Consider the following 18,147-nt stretch of genomic DNA (forward strand, 5'->3'; position numbering starts at 1 on the left):
GGGAATTTATGGATTTCAATATTGTATTATTGCCCGGAGACGGGATTGGCCCGGAAGTGGTCGGCCAGGCGGTCAGGGTTTTGACCGCGGCCGCGCAGGCGGAGGGTGCCAATTTAAATTTCAATGAGCAGCTCATTGGCGGCTGTTCCATTGATAAGTTTGGCACCGCTCTGACGGACGAGACCCTGGCGGCCTGCCAGGCGGCGGATGCCGTTTTGCTGGGCGCGGTGGGCGGCCCCAAGTGGGACGACCCGCAGGCCAAAGTACGCCCTGAACAGGGACTGCTGGGGCTGCGCAAAGGCATGGCGGTGTTCGCCAACTTGCGTCCGGTGCGCGTGCACCCCGACCTGATCTCGGCCTCGCCGCTCAAACCGGAAAGGCTTGCGGGCGTGGACATGATCGTGGTGCGTGAGCTTACCGGCGGCCTTTATTTTGGCCAGCCCAAGGGCCGTGAGGTGGTGGACGGCATTGAACGCGCGGTGGATACCCTGGTTTACAACGAAGAGGAGATCCGCCGCGTGGTGCGTATGGCCTTCAAATTGGCCGAGCAGCGCCGCAAGAAGGTCACCTCGGTCGACAAGGCCAATGTGCTGGAATCTTCGCGCCTGTGGCGCAAGGTCACCGCGGAAGTGGCCGCCGAGTTCCCTGAGATCGAATTGGAGAACATGCTGGTGGACACGGCTGCCATGCGTTTGGTGGCTTCGCCCGCCAATCTGGACGTGCTGGTGACCGAGAACATGTTCGGCGACATCCTCACCGATGAAGCCTCCGTGCTGACCGGCTCGATGGGCATGCTGCCCTCGGCTTCGCTGGGCGCGGACGGCGCGGGTTTGTTCGAACCGATCCACGGCTCGGCGCCGGATATTGCCGGCAAAGGCATCGCCAACCCGCTCGGTACCATTTTGAGCACAGCTTTGCTGCTGCGTTATTCACTCAAGCTGCCCAAAGCGGCGGCGCGCATCGAGCAGGCAGTGGACCAGGCCATCAGCGACGGGCTGCGGACCGTCGACCTGGGAGGGAAGCTCACCAGCCAGCAGATGACCGATGAGGTTATCGCGCGTCTGGGTTCTTAAGGCTGGTTGTACTTTACGACATCATTAAATCTATAAACCATTGAATAGGAGAGAAAATAATGACAATTGAGGGTAAATTCACCTGGATGGATGGGGAGCTGATCGAATCGGAGAAGGCAACCATCCCATTTTTAAGCAGCGCGCTGCATTACGGTTCGGCCGCTTTTGAGGGCATCCGCGCGTACGCCACGGACAAAGGTCCGGCGGTCTTCCGCCTGAAAGAACACATGGACCGTTTTATCAATTCCGGCCATATCCTGGGCTTCCGCGATATCCCCTACACCTGCGATGAATTGTGCCAGGCGGTAGTGGACACTGTGGCTGCCAGCAAAATGGAATCCTGCTACATCCGCCCGCTGATCTTCAGCGACGGTTCGGCTTACGGCCTCAACCTGGACGCCTACAAACCCCGCATCGGTATTGCCGTTTGGGAAATGGGTATTTACCTGGGCGAAGAAGCTTTGAAAGCCGGCATCCGTGCCAATGTGTCCTCCTTCACGCGCCACCATCCCAACGTGATGTTGACCAAAGCCAAATCCACCGGCAATTACACCAACAGCATTTTGGCCAAGACCGAGTCGGTGCGCCTGGGCTTTGAAGAAGCCATCATGCTTGACCCGCAGGGTTATGTCAGCGAATGCACTGGCGAGAACCTATTCGTGGTGCGCAACGGCCAGGTCATCACGCCCTTCACGGCTTCCATCTTGGAAGGCATCACGCGCGATTCCATCCTGACCCTTTGCAATGACATGGGCATCGAGACGGTTGAAAAACCCATCTCGCGCGACCAGCTCTACATCGCCGACGAACTCTTCGTGTGCGGCACCGCCGCCGAGATCATCGCCATCCGCGAGTTGGATTTCCGCACCATTGGCGCCGGCAAGATGGGCCCTGTGGCTGCCAAGGTACAGAAGCTCTTCCACGAAACCGCGACCGGCAAGGGCGCGCGCTCGGATGAGTGGCTGACCTACGTCAACGCGTAATTCGCACAATTACATATATCAGAATAGAAGAGAGGGATGTCGTCAGGACATCTCTCTTTTTATTTTGTTTGTAGGTCGCACATTCTTGTGCGACAAGAAAATATTTATTGTCATCCTGAGCGCAGCAACCGCGAAGCATCCTCAATGGGGGGAATAATCTCGGCTGGGGTCTCATATACTCCAGTATCCATGTTTGTATAATAGAAGCTGAGATTGCTTCGGTTTGCTTTCGCAAACCTCGCAATGACAAAAGAGAATATTGTCATTGCGAGCCCTTCGCTGCCTGAGCCCTGTCGACCGCGTAGCGTTCCCTCGGGGAAAGGCCGGTGGGCGAAGCAATATTTTTCACTTCTAAAAGTAAAAATGTCCCGCAAAGCAACTTCGTTTATAATTTTTACATAAATCCCCAACGAAGCTAAAAAAAAGATCCCTTTATCGGAGGATTGCGATGAAATCATTTAATACCGTTTTAAAACTAAGCGTTCTGATCGCCCTACTGGCGGCTGTCGCGGCCGGCAGCGGCCTGCTGTGGCAGGGCAGCGGCGACTCTTATCCCTTTACCACCCTGCGCGGTGAAACCGTCATGATTCGCGGACATGGCCTGTACCGCTACGACACGGTGGCTTCCTCCTCCCAGGAGATCGGCCAGGACATCGTCACGTTGCTGGTCGGCATCCCGCTGCTGGTTTACGCCATGCTGCGCACGCGCAAGGATGCCATGCGCGGCAAACTGCTGCTGACCGGCGGATTGGCTTACTTCCTGTACACCTATGCCTCCATGTCCTTCCTGACGGCATTTAACGCCTTCTTTTTGGTATACGTGGCACTCTTCTCTCTGAGCCTGTTTGCTTTCATTCTGGCGCTGATGGCGCTCGACCCGGCCGAGGTGGCGGCCCACATCGGCGAGCGCTTCCCGCGGCGCGCCATCACCACTTATTTCCTGGTCGTGGCCGCCTTCCTGGCGCTGGCCTGGCTGGGGCTGGTTGTGCCGCCCATGTTGACCGGCACGGCGCCGGCCGGACTGGAATCGGCCATCACCATGGTCATTCAGGCGTTGGACCTGGGCGTGATCGTCCCCACTGCCATCCTGACCGCGCTGCTGCTGCGCAAGGGAAATGCCTGGGGCTACACCTTGTCGCTGGTGGTGCTTCTGAAGATACTGACCATGGGCGCGGCGCTCATCTCCATGATCATCGTGCAGCTGCTTTCCGGTGTGGCGGTTGACCCCGTGGTGACGGCCGGCTTCGGCGTCATCAGCTTGAGCGGCATCATCCTGGCGGCCATGACCCTGCGCACCATTAACGATTGAGGTTGCCAACCTTAAAAAACAAATTCTGCGTTTACAACGATTTGACAAATTGTCTATACATGATAAAATAGCGTCCAATATGTTCAAGATGAACCGAATGCTGCGAACCCGATTTCAGCCCACCGCTTCTCACCGGGAAGACGGCCGCTTGGATATTGCCTGAATGGCGTGATTACAGCACGATGAGCGCATATTAACAAAAAAACCAACAGCCCTTCTTTTCGGAGGGCTGTTTTTTTGCGCCTGCGCGCGGAGCGGTTTGCCCGGCGGCTCACTGTTGAACGGTTGAAAATTAACGATTTAGATCTGGAGCAATCATATTCATGGAAAATGCAACACTCGTTTTAGAAGATGGCAGCGTACTGAGCGGAGAAGCTTTTGGCGCGCGGGCAGACGTTGTTTTTGAGCTGGTGTTCAACACCAGCATGAGCGGTTATCAGGAGATCATCACCGATCCTTCCTATCGCGGGCAGGGCGTGCTATTCACCCTGCCGCACATCGGCAATGTGGGCATCAACTTGCAGGACGACGAGTCCGCTTGCCCGCAGGTTTCCGCGGTGCTGGTGCGCAGCCTCAGCCCGCTGGTTTCCAACTGGCGCGCGGCCCTACCGCTGCCGGAGTGGCTGGCGCAGCATGAAGTGCCGGGCATCAGCGGTTTGGACACGCGCTGGCTGACCCGCAAGCTGCGCGACGGCGGCACGCTCAAAGCTGCCCTCTCCACCCGCGGCACCCCGCCGCAGCAATTGCTGCAAATGGCGCGCGAATGGCCCGGCTTGGACGGGCGCGATATGGTGGCGGAAGTGACCTGTGCGCATCCTTACGAGTGGCAGGCTGACGCGGGCAGCGCCTGGGTCGCAGCGCAGAATCCCGGCAATACGGATAGTCCGCTGGTCGTGGCTTACGATTTCGGCCTGAAGCGCAACATTCTGCGCCATCTGGCTGCCGGAGGCGCGCGCGTGCAGGTGGTGCCTGCCAATACCAGCGCTGCGCAGGCATTGGCTTATCATCCGCAGGGCATCTTTTTGTCAAACGGGCCCGGCGATCCGGCCGGGCTGCCCATGATTGTAGAAACTGTTAAAGAGTTGATGAACAGTGGTGTGCCCCTGTTTGGCATATGCCTGGGTCATCAATTGATTGGCCGCGCCTTGGGCGCGGATACCTACCGGTTGAAGTTCGGCCACCATGGCGGCAATCATCCTGTACAGTATCTTCCCAGTGGCCGCGTGCTGATTACTGCTCAAAACCACAACTACGCTGTGCAGGCCGGGGGGCTGGATCCGGCTGAGGTGGAAGTGACCTACTGCAGCCTGAACGATGGCTCGCTGGAAGGCTTGCGCCTGAAAAACCGCCCGGTCATGAGCGTGCAGTTCCACCCCGAAGCCGCTCCCGGCCCGCACGACGCGCACGATATTTTTTCTACTTTCTTTACCCTGCTGGAAATGGAGGCGTCCCATGCCTAAGCGCAGCGACATTCACACCATCCTGGTGCCCGGCTCGGGCGCCATCGTCATTGGACAGGCGGCCGAATTCGATTATTCCGGCACTCAGGCGGTCAAAGCTCTGCGTAAAGAGGGATACCGCGTTGTGCTGGTCAATTCCAACCCGGCTACCATTATGACCGACCCGGAGATCGCGGACGCCACCTACATTGAGCCGCTTACCCCGCACGCGCTGGAGGCTATCATCCAACAGGAGCAGCCGGACGCCATGCTGCCCACCGTGGGCGGCCAGACTGGCCTGAACCTGGCCGAAGAACTCAGCCGCAGCGGTGTATTGGACAAGTACGGCGTCAAGCTGCTGGGCGCCAACCTGCAGGCCATCGAAGCGGCTGAGGACCGCCTGCTGTTCCGCCAGACCATGGCGCAGGCCGGCATTCCTACCCCGCACGGTGGCGCGGCTTATTTGTTGGAAGAAGCGCAGGTTTTGGCCGGCGAAATCGGTTATCCGCTGCTGGTGCGGGCTTCTTTCGCGTTGGGCGGAACCGGCGCGGCCTGGGTGGCCTCTGAGGAAGAGCTGCCGGAAGCGGTGCGGGCGGCTATCGCAGCTTCACCCAGCGGCCAGGCCTGGGTCGAGGAAAGCATCCAGGGCTGGAAGGAATTTGAATTGGAGGTCATGCGCGACTGCGCCGATAACTTCGCGGTCATCTGCACCATCGAGAATCTGGATCCCATGGGTGTGCATACCGGCGACAGCATCACGGTGGCCCCCGCCCAAACCCTGACCGACCGTGAATACCAGGTGCTGCGCGATATGGCGCACCGCGTGCTGACAGCCGTGGGTGTGGAGACCGGCGGCGCCAACGTGCAGTTTGCCGTGCACCCCGAAACCGGGCGTGTGGTGGTGATCGAGATGAACCCGCGCGTCAGCCGCTCCTCTTCGCTGGCTTCCAAGGCCACCGGCGTGCCCATCGCCAAGTTGGCCGCGTTGGTGGCGGTCGGTTATACGTTGGATGAAATTCCCAACGACATTACCGGCCAGACCACAGCCGCCTTTGAGCCTTCACTGGATTACTGTGTGGTCAAGATCCCGCGTTGGGCCTTTGAGAAGTTCCCCGGCGTGGACGCTGTGCTCGGCCCGCAGATGAAGTCGGTCGGCGAGGTCATGGCCTTGGGCCGCACCTTCCCCGAGGCGCTGCAAAAAGCGGTGCAGTCGCTGGAAATCGGCGTGGACGCGCCGGACGGCAGCGGACCCAAACATGCCTTACCGGATGAAGCGGAAACGCTGGCGGATTTGTGCGTTCCCACTGCCGACCACCTTTTCCGTGTGTATCGCGCGGTTCAACAGGGTTTGCCGTTGGAAGCCATCCAGGCCGCTTGCGGTTACGACCTATGGTTCCTGGCACAACTGCAAAGCATCAGTGCGATGCAAACGCAAATAGCGGGGTCGTCTCCTGACACTGACGGCTTTCCGGCGCTGCTGCGCGCCGCCAAGCGCATGGGCTTTGCCGACAGCCAATTGGCACGCCTGCTGGGCATGGACGAGGACGCGCTGCGCAAACTGCGCCTGGAATTGGACATCCTGCCTACCTTCCAGCGCGTGGATACCTGCGCGGCCGAGTTTGAAGCCCAGACGCCTTACCTGTACAGTGCCTATGAGATGGAAGACGAAGCCCGCCCAACCGGCAAGCAGAAGGTCCTCATCCTGGGCGGCGGCCCCAACCGCATCGGCCAGGGCATCGAATTCGATTATTGCTGCTGCCAGGCGGCTTTCGCGCTGGAAAAACTGGGCTACGAGACCATCATGCTGAATTGCAACCCGGAAACGGTCTCAACCGATTACGACACCGCCGATCGCCTGTATTTCGAGCCGCTCACCTTCGAACACGTCATGAACGTGGTGGATCGCGAGCAACCCATGGGCGTGATCGTCCAGTTCGGCGGGCAGACGCCCCTCAACCTGGCGGCCCGCCTGGAAGCGGCCGGCGTACGCATATTGGGCACTACCCCGCAGGCCATCGATCTGTCCGAAGACCGCGAGGCTTTTGCCGGGCTGCTGCGCCAACTGGATATTCCCCAACCCGACAACGGCATTGCCCGTTCGCTGGAAGAAGCCCGCACGGTGGCGGCCGGGTTGGGCTACCCGGTGCTGGTGCGGCCGTCCTTTGTACTGGGTGGGCGCGCCATGGCCATGGTGGAAAGCGAAGCGCGCCTGGCGGAGTTCATCCAGGCCGCGCTGGAAGCTTCCCCCGGACAGCCGGTGTTAATTGATAAGTTTATGGAGGACGCCTTCGAGATCGACGTGGACGCGCTGGCGGACGGCCAACGGGTGGTGATCGGCGCGGTCATGCAGCACATCGAGGAAGCCGGCGTGCACTCCGGCGACGCGGCCTGCGTGCTGCCGCCTTACAAGGTCAGCGCCTACCACCAGGGTATCATGCGCGAATTCACCGAGCAGCTCGGCCTGGCGCTGGGTGTGCGCGGGCTGATGAATGTGCAGTTTGCTCTCAAAGATGAGATGGTGTATGTCTTGGAAGTCAACCCGCGCGCCTCGCGCACCGTGCCCTACGCCAGCAAAGCCACCGGGCTGAACCTGGCCTATGTGGCCGCGCAGGTTATGGCCGGCTGCACGTTGGAGGAATTGGGCGTGCTCGAAGAGCCGCGCGTGGACGGTTTCTTCGTCAAGGAAGCCGTGCTGCCCTTCAAGAAGCTGCCGGGTTCCAGCGTGCTGCTGGGCCCCGAAATGCACTCCACCGGTGAGGTCATGGGGCATGCCGCCCACTTCGGGCTGGCTTTCGCCAAGTCGCAGATCGCCGCGGGGGAGAGCCTGCCGCTGAGCGGGACGGCTCTGATCAGTGTGAATGATTATGACAAGAGCGCCGGGCTGAAGATCGCCCGCGACCTGCACCGCATGGGCTTTGCGCTGCTGGCCACGCCCGGCACGGCCGATTTCTTCAGCAAGGTGGGCCTGCCGGTCACGGTTGTCAACAAACTTTCCGGCGAATCCCCGCACATCGTGGACCTGATCCGCGCCGGGCAGGTGGACATGATCGTCAACACGCCGCTGGGCCCCAATGCTCACCAGGACGGCGCCGAGATCCGCGCCGCGGCCCTGGCCATGAGCGTGCCCCTGCTGACCACACTCTCGGCTGCCGCCGCGGCCGTCTCCGCCATCCGCGTGCTGCGCGATAAGGAGCTGCAATACCGCAGCTTGCAGGATCATTTTAGTAAAAGGTAACTTTCGCCGGAAGTGTCTTTGCGAACCCTTCATTAGTTGAAGACGAATGAAGGGTGAAGCAATCTCAGCTCCTGACACGGATAAGCGCCAGATCGATTACATCTTGCTAAGGTTGAATAAAAAAAACTCCTGAAATCCAGAGTATTTAACGTATTTCTAAAAGATATAAAGGCCAGCTTCCGAAGGTCACATCCACCGGTATGCCCGGTTTGAGCTTGTTGGTGGATTTCTCATAATAGAATAAGTAGAAATAGTGTCCCGTATTCCCATTGCAGATGAGAGGGGATCAGATGGAGAAATTTCCAACAACATGTAAGATTGAGATAATAAGGGAAGGTATGGGATGGAGAAAAATAATAAGAGCAGGGCCCCGCGTTTTCTTTATCGTACCGGCGCAATAGTTGCTTTCATCGCCGCGGGTTTCTTCAGTCGCAACCTGGGCGGTGGTAATACAATCCATCAATTGATTAATTAAAAATTGGGCGATTTTCTAAAGAACCTGACCATATAAAAAATGTAAAATCTATAAAGCAGTGCTTATAAACTAAGGTTATTTACAAAAGGAAAATGAAACATGACTGAATTCATTTCACTCTCTTGCCCATCATGTGGGAAGAAATTACAGATCCGAACTGATCTTGGCAGATTTGTGTGTAGACATTGTCATAAGGAGCTTGAAATAAAAAACGAAGGTGATGCAATTTACTTAAAGCCAGTAAGAACAAGTACGTTCAATGACGAAAAAAAGTGTCACAGGTGTGGAGCAGTTTCTAAAATACGAAAAGCTGACATTCTTACAGGAAAAATTATTAGCGATCAGGATAATTCAACATCTGTAATCGAAATAGAGACCCCTGAAATACACAGATGTCGAAAATGCTGGAAATGGACTTGCTATGATTGCGCGTCAGCTTCCGATGGTGCGGGTTGGGAGTGCAAGAGCTGTACGCCCGATTATTAATATATTGAAATTTGGAAACTAATGTGCCAAAAAAAGGAAAGATAATAAGGCAAGAACCAAATGGGGCTAGCAAAACGGAAAATTGAGAGTACCAGCGCCTAGATCGGTCTGCTGGCGGCTGGGATGCAATTGTTGTACTTCCCGCTGCTGCTTTTGACGCCCATCTGGGTGACGCTGCCCTTCGTACTCTCCGAGCCCTTTCGGGTGGCCTGGTACGTAAAGGGTGCGTTACGATTGTTGAAATTCAAATAATGGTTTTTTTAAAGTATTGCAAAGACAATGTAAAAGTTCGTTTATGTGCTGTAATTAAGAAATGTAAACGATATTACTTATTATTTTGTTAAACGTAACAATGAGATCTTTATAAGTAATTAGGGTACACCTCTGTTTTTCTTTAAAAACAGAGGTGTACCCTTGACAAAATATAAATAATATGGTATAATAAATCCTATTTAAACAATATTGATTTGTCTACAGCACCTCCTAAGTATATTATATAAGATAATTTGATTGTTGTCAAGGTGATTTCGTAGAGATATCTGTATTGATTTTTCAACTAGAAAGGAGATAGGCAGATGACTAATTAGCGGTTTTTCTTTCAGGCAATAAATATTCAAAAATAGAAATTAAAAAATTGGGAGGGCAATAAATGAAAATGAAAAGGGTATTAATAAAATTTAGGAGGAGTATATGAAATCAACAATAATATTTGGAAATGGTTTAGGAATGGCATTGAATCCTGACTTTTTCCGATTAGAATGTGCTTTGAGAAATGTTTGGGAAAATTCAGATTGTTTAAATCAAGAATCCAAATCTCTTATTCAAAGTTGTTTGCGTGCACAAGGGGCGGGAGATTTTCCTAATGGGGAGAATGACCTTGCAATATTGCATTTGGCTGTAAATGCTTGCGAATTTCTAAACAGTATCGCAAGCGACAGAGTTGGGTGGTTAAAAGATGAGGGCATTCAATTTCCAACAGTTTCGAGACAATACATCACAAACGTAGCTTGGTATTTTCATCACCATGATTTTAGATTGCCAGAGTCATTTACACGTAACCTATGTGATTATATACGAAAGACAAAATCTCATGTGGCTACATTAAATTATGACAATCTCATCTATAAAGAATTTATCGAATCGAAAATTGTGGGTGGATATAATAAAGAATTAATTGACGGTTTTTATGATAAAGGATTCAACATTGAGAACTTAGAGCGTAAATATGGGAATGATTTTGGTTATTATTTACACTTACATGGTTCTCCATTATATATTGAACAAGGTGGAGTATTTATTAAGCAATCCCAAGCCAGTGCAAAAATGATTCCAACAAAACATCTTGTTCTTTCTCATATTAATCAAAAACCAACAATTATAGATTCTTCATATGTGTTGACCGCTTATTGGAGATACCTCAATTTGGCATTGCAGGAAAGTGAAAAAATTATTATTTTTGGTTATTCAGGGATGGATACTCACTTGAACAATCTAATCGAAAGCCATTTAGCAGATAAGGTACTGCAAATCATTGAGTGGAATGGTAATGTTGATGAACATATCAGGAAAAATTTTTGGAAGACCCAATTCCACTGTGAAAAGTTAGACCTAATCCAAAAAGAAAATATTCTTGAATTTCATGATTGGGAATAGGCGATTACGAAAAATAATTTATAGGTCTTACGGTTAATATCCAAAATGCATGAGGTAAGTCTTCCGCAAATTATTTCAACCACTCCAAAATGTGATGATTTCCAATTCACTAATGATTTCTTTGTTTTCAACTTATCAAAAAATAATTCTAAATTAGAATGCATTTGTAAATTTTGTGAAAAATTTTAATAAAATAAAGCATATACTATGCTTCTAAAACTCCGGCAGCGGCGGGCCTTTCGGGCCGTACTCGGCCAGGTCCGCCAGCAAATCCTTGAAGCTGTAGGTGGGCTGGTAAGCCAAGATACCCAGTGTGTTTGTAGTGTCGAAGAGGGTAGGGCATAAAGCTCTCAGCCGCCGTGTATTAAGCACAAATCAACTTGGTTCACTTCCCGTGTCATCCTGACGAGCGCCTGTTTTCAGACGCGAGGAATGGATCCCGGACTGATCAAAATTAAGCCCTGTTTCATTTTTGACTGAGATCCTTCGGTCACGCGTTCCCTCAGGATGACCATATGAAGTCAATCCAAAAAAAAGTATCCCAAACATTCTTGTTTGGGATACGGAATCAGTTTTTTCCTAGCTGAACCTATCGATCACCGCGATACCTGTTCCTTTGAACTGGTCCATCGTGACCAGCTCCTGAATGCCTTCTTCCAGCGTCACGCGCCGTCCGATCAATTTATCCGGCGCCAGCTTGCCCGACAGGATCATCTCGAACACGGTGCCATAGCGGTGCGCCTGGATGCCATGGCTGCCGTAAATTTCCAGCTCGTTGGCAATCACTTTGTCCATCGGGATGGCCGGATGGTGCTGGTCGCCCAGCATCAGGCCCACCTGGATGTGCCGCCCGCGTTTGCGCAAGCAGGCAATCGAATTGAAGCAAGTGGTCGGGTTGCCCAGTGCGTCCATCGAAACGTGCGCACCGCCGCCGGTGACGTCCTTGACAGCCGCCACCACGTCCGCGACTTTCTTTGAGTTGATGGTAACCGCTGCGCCGAGGCTGCGGGCGAAATCCAGCTTGGTATCGTCGATATCCACGGCTACCACCTGCGCACCGGCCGCGCTGGCGATCATGATGGCCGAGAGGCCCACCCCGCCGCAGCCGTGTACCGCCACCCACTGCCCGGCCGAGACGCGCCCCTGGTCCACGATGCTGCGGAAGGAGGTCACGAAGCGGCAGCCCAGGCTGGCGGCCGTAACGAAGTCGATCTCTTCCGGCAGGCACACCAGGTTGGTGTCGGCGTAATTGACCGCCACGTATTCGGCGAAGGAGCCCCAATGGGTGAAGCCGGGTTGGAATTGGTGGTCGCATACCTGTTGGTTGCCCGAAACGCACTGCGGGCAGGTGCCGCAGCCGCACACGAAGGGCATGGTAACGCGATCGCCTACCTTCCAGCGCTGCACGTCCTTGCCCACGGCCGTGATCACACCGGCCAGCTCGTGTCCGGGCACGTGCGGCAGCTGGATATCCGTGTCATGGCCCATCCAGCCGTGCCAGTCGCTGCGGCAGATGCCGTTAGCCTTCACTTCGATCACTGCGCCGTCCTCACGGGGTGTGGGGTCGGGCAGGTTTTGGATGGTTAAGGGTTTTCCGAATTCTTCAAAAATAGCAGCTCGCATGGCAGTTACGCTCCTGAAAGGTTTTTTGTTTACACCGGCTGGATCAGCCGTACGCTTTTCAGCGATTATATCCTGCCTGCCAAGGAATCTTGTAAGGAAAATCCGCTAATTTTAAAATCTCTCCTGACTGTCTGCTCCTTCATGGGTATAATTCAGTGACAAATTCCAATGACAAAGGGTAATACATGCCTGAGAATTTATTTACTGTTAGGTTCTGTGATCCTCAATTTCCGGAGGTCCGATGACGTCTTCACACCACTACCTGGCAATTGATCTGGGCGCCGAAAGCGGGCGCGCCATGCACGCCACCCTGGCGGATGGCCGTCTGAGCATTGAGGAAATCCACCGCTTCATCAACCTGCCGGTGCGTGTACCGGACGGCTTTCATTGGGACGCGCTGCACCAGTGGAGCGAGATCAAAGCCGGCATGGCTGTGGCCGCCCGCAGCGGGCTGAAGTATTCCAGCATTGGCCTGGATACCTGGGGCGTGGATTTTGGACTGTTGGATCGCAATGGCGCGCTGCTGGGCAATCCCTTTTATTACCGCGACGCGCGCACCGACGGCATGATCGAAGAATCGCTCAAGCGCCTGACGCGCGAACAGATTTTCACCAAGACCGGTGCACAGTTTTCCAGCTTCAATACCCTCAACCAGCTGCTTTCCATGGCGTTGGATAAATCCCCCTTCTTTGAAATCGCCGAGGTGTTGCTCACCATGCCCGACCTGTTCAATTATTGGATGAGCGGTGTGGTTGCCAATGAGTTCACCAACGCCACCACTACCCAGTGCCTCAATCCGCTCACGCACGATTGGGATCGCGACGTGCTGGCCGCGATGGATATTCCCGCGCGTTTATTCCGGCCGGTCATCAATCCCGGCACGGTGCTGGGACAGTTGCTTCCCAATGTGGCTGCGGATACGGGTCTAAAAGATGTGTCGGTGGTCGCGCCGGCCTGCCACGACACCGGTTCGGCTGTGGTGGCGGTGCCCATGCAGAACAGCGACTGCGCCTGGATCAGCTCCGGAACCTGGTCGATTATAGGCGCGGAAGTGCCCGAACCCAACCTGAGCGAAAAAGCCCTGGCTTACAACTTCGCCAATGAGGGCAGCGTTTTTGGCGCCTGGCGTCTGCTGAAGAACGTGGTCGGGTTGTGGATCGTGCAGGAATGCCGCCGTTATTGGAAGAAGCACGGCGAGGACCTCAACTACACCGAATTAACCCAAATGGCCGAAGAAGCCAAACCCTTCCTGGCAGTCATTGACCCGGACAACGACTTGTTTATTTATCCGGGCAGGATGCCGGAGAAAATCCAGGAGTATTGCGCTGAAACCGGCCAGGCTGTGCCCCAAACCAAAGGCGAGATCCTGCGCGTGGTGCTGGAAAGCCTGGCGCTCAAATATCGCTTCGTGTTCGGCCGCCTGGAGGAACTGGTTGGCAAGCATCTCAATCCCATCCACATCATCGGCGGTGGCAGCCAAAACCGCCTGCTGAACCAGTTTACAGCCGACAGCACCGGCCGCACGGTGGTGACCGGACCGGTGGAAGCTACCGCGGTGGGCAATGTACTTATGCAAGCCATTGCGCTGGGCCATCTGGGATCGCTGGCCGAGGCGCGCGCCCTGGTGCGTGCTTCCTGCGACGTGGAAACCTATCAGCCTGGCAATCCCGCGCAGTGGGATCAGGCCTACAGTACTTTATTAGATCTTATTAAATAGAAAAGAAACGAGAGAATAGAAAAATGATTGAAGCTCCTTACCCTGAATTAGAAGAAATCATGCGCAAGATGGGTGATGCCGGAAAACGCATGGCGGAAATTGACGCAACGGAAGGCGCGGCCGGCAATATTTCGGTCTGCATGCGCTGGCCGGTTGACCTGAGCAAGCACTTCCCGTTGGTCAAAGATATTGAGCTGCCCCTGGCCGTTCCTGGTTTGGCCGGCGCGACTGTGCTGGTAACCGGCTCCGGCTGCCGCTTGCGCGATGTCCTGGCCGAACCCACTGCTAACCTGGCGGCAGTCACCGTGGACGAAGGCGGCAAGACCGGCAAGATTTATACTTCCCCGCTGTGCAGTTTCGAACGCCCCACCAGCGAATTCAACTCGCACCTGGCTGTGCATGAAGACCAGATGCGCATCAGCGGTTCCAATTTCCTGGCTGTGCTGCACGCTCAACCGATCCACATTACTTTCCTCAGCCAGATTCCTCGCTACCAGAACACCCAATTTTTCAGCCAGCACCTGCTGCGCTGGGAGCCGGAAACCATCTTCAATTTCCCCACGGGAATCGGTTTCATGCCCTTCTGCGTGCCCGGTACACCCGAACTGATGGAAGGCAATGTCGAATTGCTGCGCAAGCATAACATGGTGGTATGGGCCAAGCACGGCGTGATGACCTTCTCGGATCAATCGGTCGTTCGCGCTGCTGACCGCATCGAATATGCCGAGACCGGCGCGAAATACGAGTGTCTCAACCTGCAATTCGGTGAGATTGGTGAGGGTCTGAGCGCTGAGGATGTCCGGCAGATTGCCAAATTCCACAACTTGGAACAAAGCGTTTTCTAACTCGATTTTCAACTCATCCGGTACGTGTGCCGGATGAGTTTTTATCAACTACTTTCTATCCAGGAGGAACTGTATGCCCACCGAACAAAACATTCAATCCGCTTATGAGCTGGCCAAAGCGCGCTATGCCGATTTCGGCGTTGATACCGGGAGTGCCCTGCAGGCGCTGGAGAAGATTGCCATCTCATTACACTGTTGGCAGGGCGATGATGCCAGCGGTTACGAGAACCCGGATGGCGAGTTGACCGGCGGCATTGCCGTGACCGGTAATTACCCCGGTAAAGCCCGCACCGCCGACCAGCTGCGCGCCGACCTGGATTTGGCTTACAGCCTGATCCCCGGTACGCACCGCCTTAACCTGCATTCCATCTACTGGGAGAGCGACCAAAAGGTGCCGCGCAACGCCATCCTGCCCGAACACTTCAGCGGCTGGGTGGATTGGGCCAAGGCCAATCACCACGGTATGGATTTCAATCCGACCTGCTTTTCGCACCCCATGGCCGACGACGGTTTCACACTCTCCAGCCGCGACGCGGGCGTGCGCCAGTTTTGGATCGAACATTGCATTGCCTGCCGCAAGATTGGCGACTACTTCGGCCGCGAGCTGGGCACCCCGGCGGTGACCAATATCTGGATCCCGGATGGCTATAAGGACACCCCGGCTGACCGAACCACCCCGCGCCGCCTGCTGATGGAAGCGCTGGACGTCATCCTGGCTGAAAAGCTGGAGCATAACCTGGACGCGGTCGAACCCAAGCTGTTCGGCATCGGTTCGGAAAGTTACGTGACCGGCTCGATGGAGTTCTACACCGCTTACGCGCTTACCCGCAAGGTGCTGTTGACACTCGATTCCGGGCATTTCCATCCCACCGAGACCATCGCCGATAAGATCTCCTCGCTGATGTTATTCCTGGACCAGATGCTGCTGCACGTCAGCCGCGGCGTGCGTTGGGACAGCGACCACGTGGTGACATATACGGAAGACCTGCAGGCCATCGCGCGCGAGGTTGTGCGCCTGGATGCGCTGGAGCGCATGCACATCGGGCTGGATTACTTTGACGCCAGCATCAACCGTATTGCTGCCTGGACCATCGGTTCGCGCAATACCCTGCGGGCGCTGTTGAACGCGCTGCTGGAACCATGTCAAATGTTGGAAGACTACGAAGCTTCCGGCGACTTCACCAGCCGCCTGGCTTTGCAGGAAGAGATCAAGGTGCTGCCCGCCAATGCCGTATGGGATTTTTACTGTCTCAAGCAGGGCGTACCGGTGGGTATGGCCTTCATGGACAGCATCCGCGACTATGAGGAAAGGGTGCTTTCCAAACGCTAGATTTTCCATTTAGAGAATAAATAACCGCCGCTGATTTTACGAGAGTGGCGGTTTTTTTTCTAAAGGTACACTGAGCCCCATCCTCGTTACTGTCATCCTGAGTCGTGTAGCGATGAAGGATCTCGGCCGATCTTTGGTAGAAATCACAAATTTGCATAGATGAACACAGATTTAAAAACTCCTTTCTAGGAAAACACCTTCACCTGACCTCTTCCCCGAGGGAATGCTTTGTGACCCCTCAAGGGGGAGGAAACGAGGCCAAGGGGTTTATCTTTGGCGCATATGGAAACGCGCCTTACAGAAGTATTTATCTTTTCTGTGTATCAACTATAAGAAGTTTTTTCTGTAGTTATCCGTGTTCATCTGTGGTTAATATAAAATAAAGGCCGAGATCCTTCAGTCGCTGCCCTCGCTTTGCTCGGGTAAACCGCTCCCTCAGGATAACAGAGGTGTTATCTGTGTGTATCAACCATAATAGAGTTTTTTTGCTGTTATCCGTGTTCATTTGTGGTTAATATAAAATAAAGGCCGAGATCCTTTAGTCGCTGCCCTCGCTTTGCTCAGGCGAACCGCTCCTTCAGGATGACAGAGGTGTTATCTGTGTGCATCAATTATAAAAATGTTTTTCTGTAGTTATCCGTGTTCATCTGTGGTTAATATAGAATATAGGCCGAGATCCTTTAGTCGCTGCCCTCGCTTTGCTCAGGCAAACCGTTCCCTCAGGATGACGGGGATTGTTATCTGTGTGCATCAATCATAATAACGCTTTTTCTTTATTATCTGCGTTCATCTGTGGTTAATAAAAATAATCAGGCGTAGAATAGTTTTAAGAAATGGAGTGCGCAACAATGAAAAAGATTCTATGGATTGTTTTAATCGCGCTGATTGTCACGGGCTGTTCCACCGCCCCCAAGACGTATGACGATCCCTTTGCTTATTGTACCGCGGTCGGCACGCTGGACATCCCCGACGCGCGTTATACCGGGCCAGCTGAGCCGGATGCTGTCATCAACGGCTACCTGCAAGCCGCCGGCTTAAGTGACAGCACGGAACCACTGGACCTGCTGCGCCAAACCACTACCTGGCGCTGCATGGACGGGAATGTGATGGTCTGCAACTACGGCGCGAACCTGCCCTGCGACGCGCAAGCCAATACTGACAGCACGCCTACCCAAGCCATGAACGATTACTGCGCCCAGAACTCTGGCTCGGATTTTATTCCCATGAGCGTGACCGGGCACGAGACCATTTACAACTGGTCCTGCGCCGGTGAAATCGCGCTGGCGGGCGAAGCCTTTACCCAGCCTGACGCGGCAGGGTTCCTCACCAGCATCTGGTACACATTGGGGTCGAAACCCTAGAAAAATACACAAGAAGCTGACACGTAAATATTATTGTGCTACTATTAAATCAGGAATTGAATTGCTTCTCATATTACTTTGACCGGATTTGTAATTTGAGAATTTAACAATTTAACGATTGAAGAAGTACCGCATCGCACCTGTTCCTTATGTGAATCAAAAGCTGATTTGATTAAAACTAAAGGAGAAATCGATGGGAGTGAAAGTCGGTCTGTGGATTGACCACCGCAAGGCGGTTTTGGTGAGGATCACCGAAAAGGGGGAGGAAATTGAGGTGCTGCATTCCGAGGTGGAAAAGCAGCTCCGCCGTATGGGAGAATCTCCACTGAAAGGTCCTTTTGATGTCTTGCACGTGCCGGCTGACACCAGCCGGCAGCGCATTTTTTCCGGCAATTTGAAGACGTATTACGATGCGATCATAGCAAAAATTAAAACAGCGGATGCTGTCATGATTTTCGGACCGGGCGAAGCCAGGGAAGAATTGCGTAAGCGCATGGAAAAGAATCACCTGGGGCAGGCAATTGTGTGTGCCGAAAGCGCCGGTAGAATGACAAATCGGCAGATTGCTGCAAAAATACGTCGATATTTTAAAGAAGAAGAGCGATATTAAGAGTTGCC

14 protein-coding genes are annotated in these 18,147 nt (G+C 54.0%); 12 read left to right on the forward strand and 2 right to left on the reverse strand.

All coding sequences use genetic code 11. From position 1 onward, the window contains the following. Positions 1-8: 8 nt before the first annotated feature. From leuB to Pelsub_RS02270, 7 genes are all read left to right on the forward strand, one after another. Positions 9-1,073 carry a 3-isopropylmalate dehydrogenase gene (gene leuB / locus Pelsub_RS02245; RefSeq protein WP_116226367.1) on the forward strand — a complete coding sequence of 355 codons (1,065 nt, stop codon included), beginning with the start codon at positions 9-11 and terminating at the stop codon, positions 1,071-1,073. Positions 1,074-1,132: 59 nt separating this feature from the next. Further along, complete coding sequence (locus Pelsub_RS02250; protein WP_174233243.1) at positions 1,133-2,056, forward strand: branched-chain amino acid transaminase; 924 nt, start codon at positions 1,133-1,135, stop codon at positions 2,054-2,056. 448 nt (positions 2,057-2,504) lie between these two features. Beyond that, positions 2,505-3,365 carry a hypothetical protein gene (locus Pelsub_RS02255; RefSeq protein WP_116226365.1) on the forward strand — a complete coding sequence of 287 codons (861 nt, stop codon included), beginning with the start codon at positions 2,505-2,507 and terminating at the stop codon, positions 3,363-3,365. A gap of 323 nt (positions 3,366-3,688) precedes the next feature. After that, positions 3,689-4,825: a glutamine-hydrolyzing carbamoyl-phosphate synthase small subunit gene (gene carA, locus Pelsub_RS02260; protein ID WP_116226364.1), complete on the forward strand. Its 1,137-nt coding sequence runs from the start codon at positions 3,689-3,691 to the stop codon at positions 4,823-4,825. After that, positions 4,818-8,039, forward strand: coding sequence for a carbamoyl-phosphate synthase large subunit (gene carB / locus Pelsub_RS02265; RefSeq protein WP_116226363.1), 3,222 nt, complete (start codon positions 4,818-4,820; stop codon positions 8,037-8,039). Before carA ends, carB begins: the two co-directional genes overlap by 8 nt. Before the next feature lie 1,084 nt (positions 8,040-9,123). Beyond that, positions 9,124-9,252, forward strand: coding sequence for a hypothetical protein (locus Pelsub_RS15930; protein ID WP_267896295.1), 129 nt, complete (start codon positions 9,124-9,126; stop codon positions 9,250-9,252). A 438-nt stretch (positions 9,253-9,690) separates the two neighbouring features. Continuing rightward, positions 9,691-10,653, forward strand: a complete 963-nt coding sequence (locus Pelsub_RS02270) for a hypothetical protein (RefSeq protein WP_116226362.1) — start codon at positions 9,691-9,693, stop codon at positions 10,651-10,653. A gap of 213 nt (positions 10,654-10,866) precedes the next feature. Here the strand turns inward: Pelsub_RS02270 and Pelsub_RS15615 are convergent, their stop codons facing one another. Both Pelsub_RS15615 and Pelsub_RS02275 read right to left on the reverse strand, forming a co-directional pair. Beyond that, entirely contained in the window at positions 10,867-11,025 is a 159-nt protein-coding gene (locus Pelsub_RS15615) for a hypothetical protein (RefSeq protein WP_158674933.1), read from the reverse strand. A gap of 207 nt (positions 11,026-11,232) precedes the next feature. After that, on the reverse strand, positions 11,233-12,276 hold the full coding sequence (locus Pelsub_RS02275) for a zinc-dependent alcohol dehydrogenase family protein (RefSeq protein WP_116226361.1): 1,044 nt from the start codon (positions 12,274-12,276) through the stop codon (positions 11,233-11,235). 241 nt (positions 12,277-12,517) lie between these two features. On the opposite strand from Pelsub_RS02275, the gene Pelsub_RS02280 reads away from it, so the two are divergent. The 5 genes from Pelsub_RS02280 (at position 12,518) to Pelsub_RS02300 (ending at position 18,139) form a co-directional block, all read left to right on the forward strand. Beyond that, positions 12,518-13,993, forward strand: coding sequence for a rhamnulokinase (locus Pelsub_RS02280; protein ID WP_116226360.1), 1,476 nt, complete (start codon positions 12,518-12,520; stop codon positions 13,991-13,993). A 23-nt stretch (positions 13,994-14,016) separates the two neighbouring features. After that, on the forward strand, positions 14,017-14,838 hold the full coding sequence (locus Pelsub_RS02285) for a class II aldolase/adducin family protein (RefSeq protein ID WP_116226359.1): 822 nt from the start codon (positions 14,017-14,019) through the stop codon (positions 14,836-14,838). Positions 14,839-14,911: 73 nt separating this feature from the next. Next, positions 14,912-16,168: an L-rhamnose isomerase gene (locus tag Pelsub_RS02290; protein WP_116226358.1), complete on the forward strand. Its 1,257-nt coding sequence runs from the start codon at positions 14,912-14,914 to the stop codon at positions 16,166-16,168. 848 nt (positions 16,169-17,016) lie between these two features. Further along, positions 17,017-17,529: a lipoprotein gene (locus Pelsub_RS02295; RefSeq protein WP_116226357.1), complete on the forward strand. Its 513-nt coding sequence runs from the start codon at positions 17,017-17,019 to the stop codon at positions 17,527-17,529. A 193-nt stretch (positions 17,530-17,722) separates the two neighbouring features. Further along, complete coding sequence (locus Pelsub_RS02300; RefSeq protein ID WP_116226356.1) at positions 17,723-18,139, forward strand: hypothetical protein; 417 nt, start codon at positions 17,723-17,725, stop codon at positions 18,137-18,139. Positions 18,140-18,147 lie beyond the last annotated feature (8 nt).

Origin of the sequence: Pelolinea submarina, from assembly GCF_003966975.1 — a bacterium.
GTDB classification, from domain to species: domain Bacteria; phylum Chloroflexota; class Anaerolineae; order Anaerolineales; family Anaerolineaceae; genus Pelolinea; species Pelolinea submarina.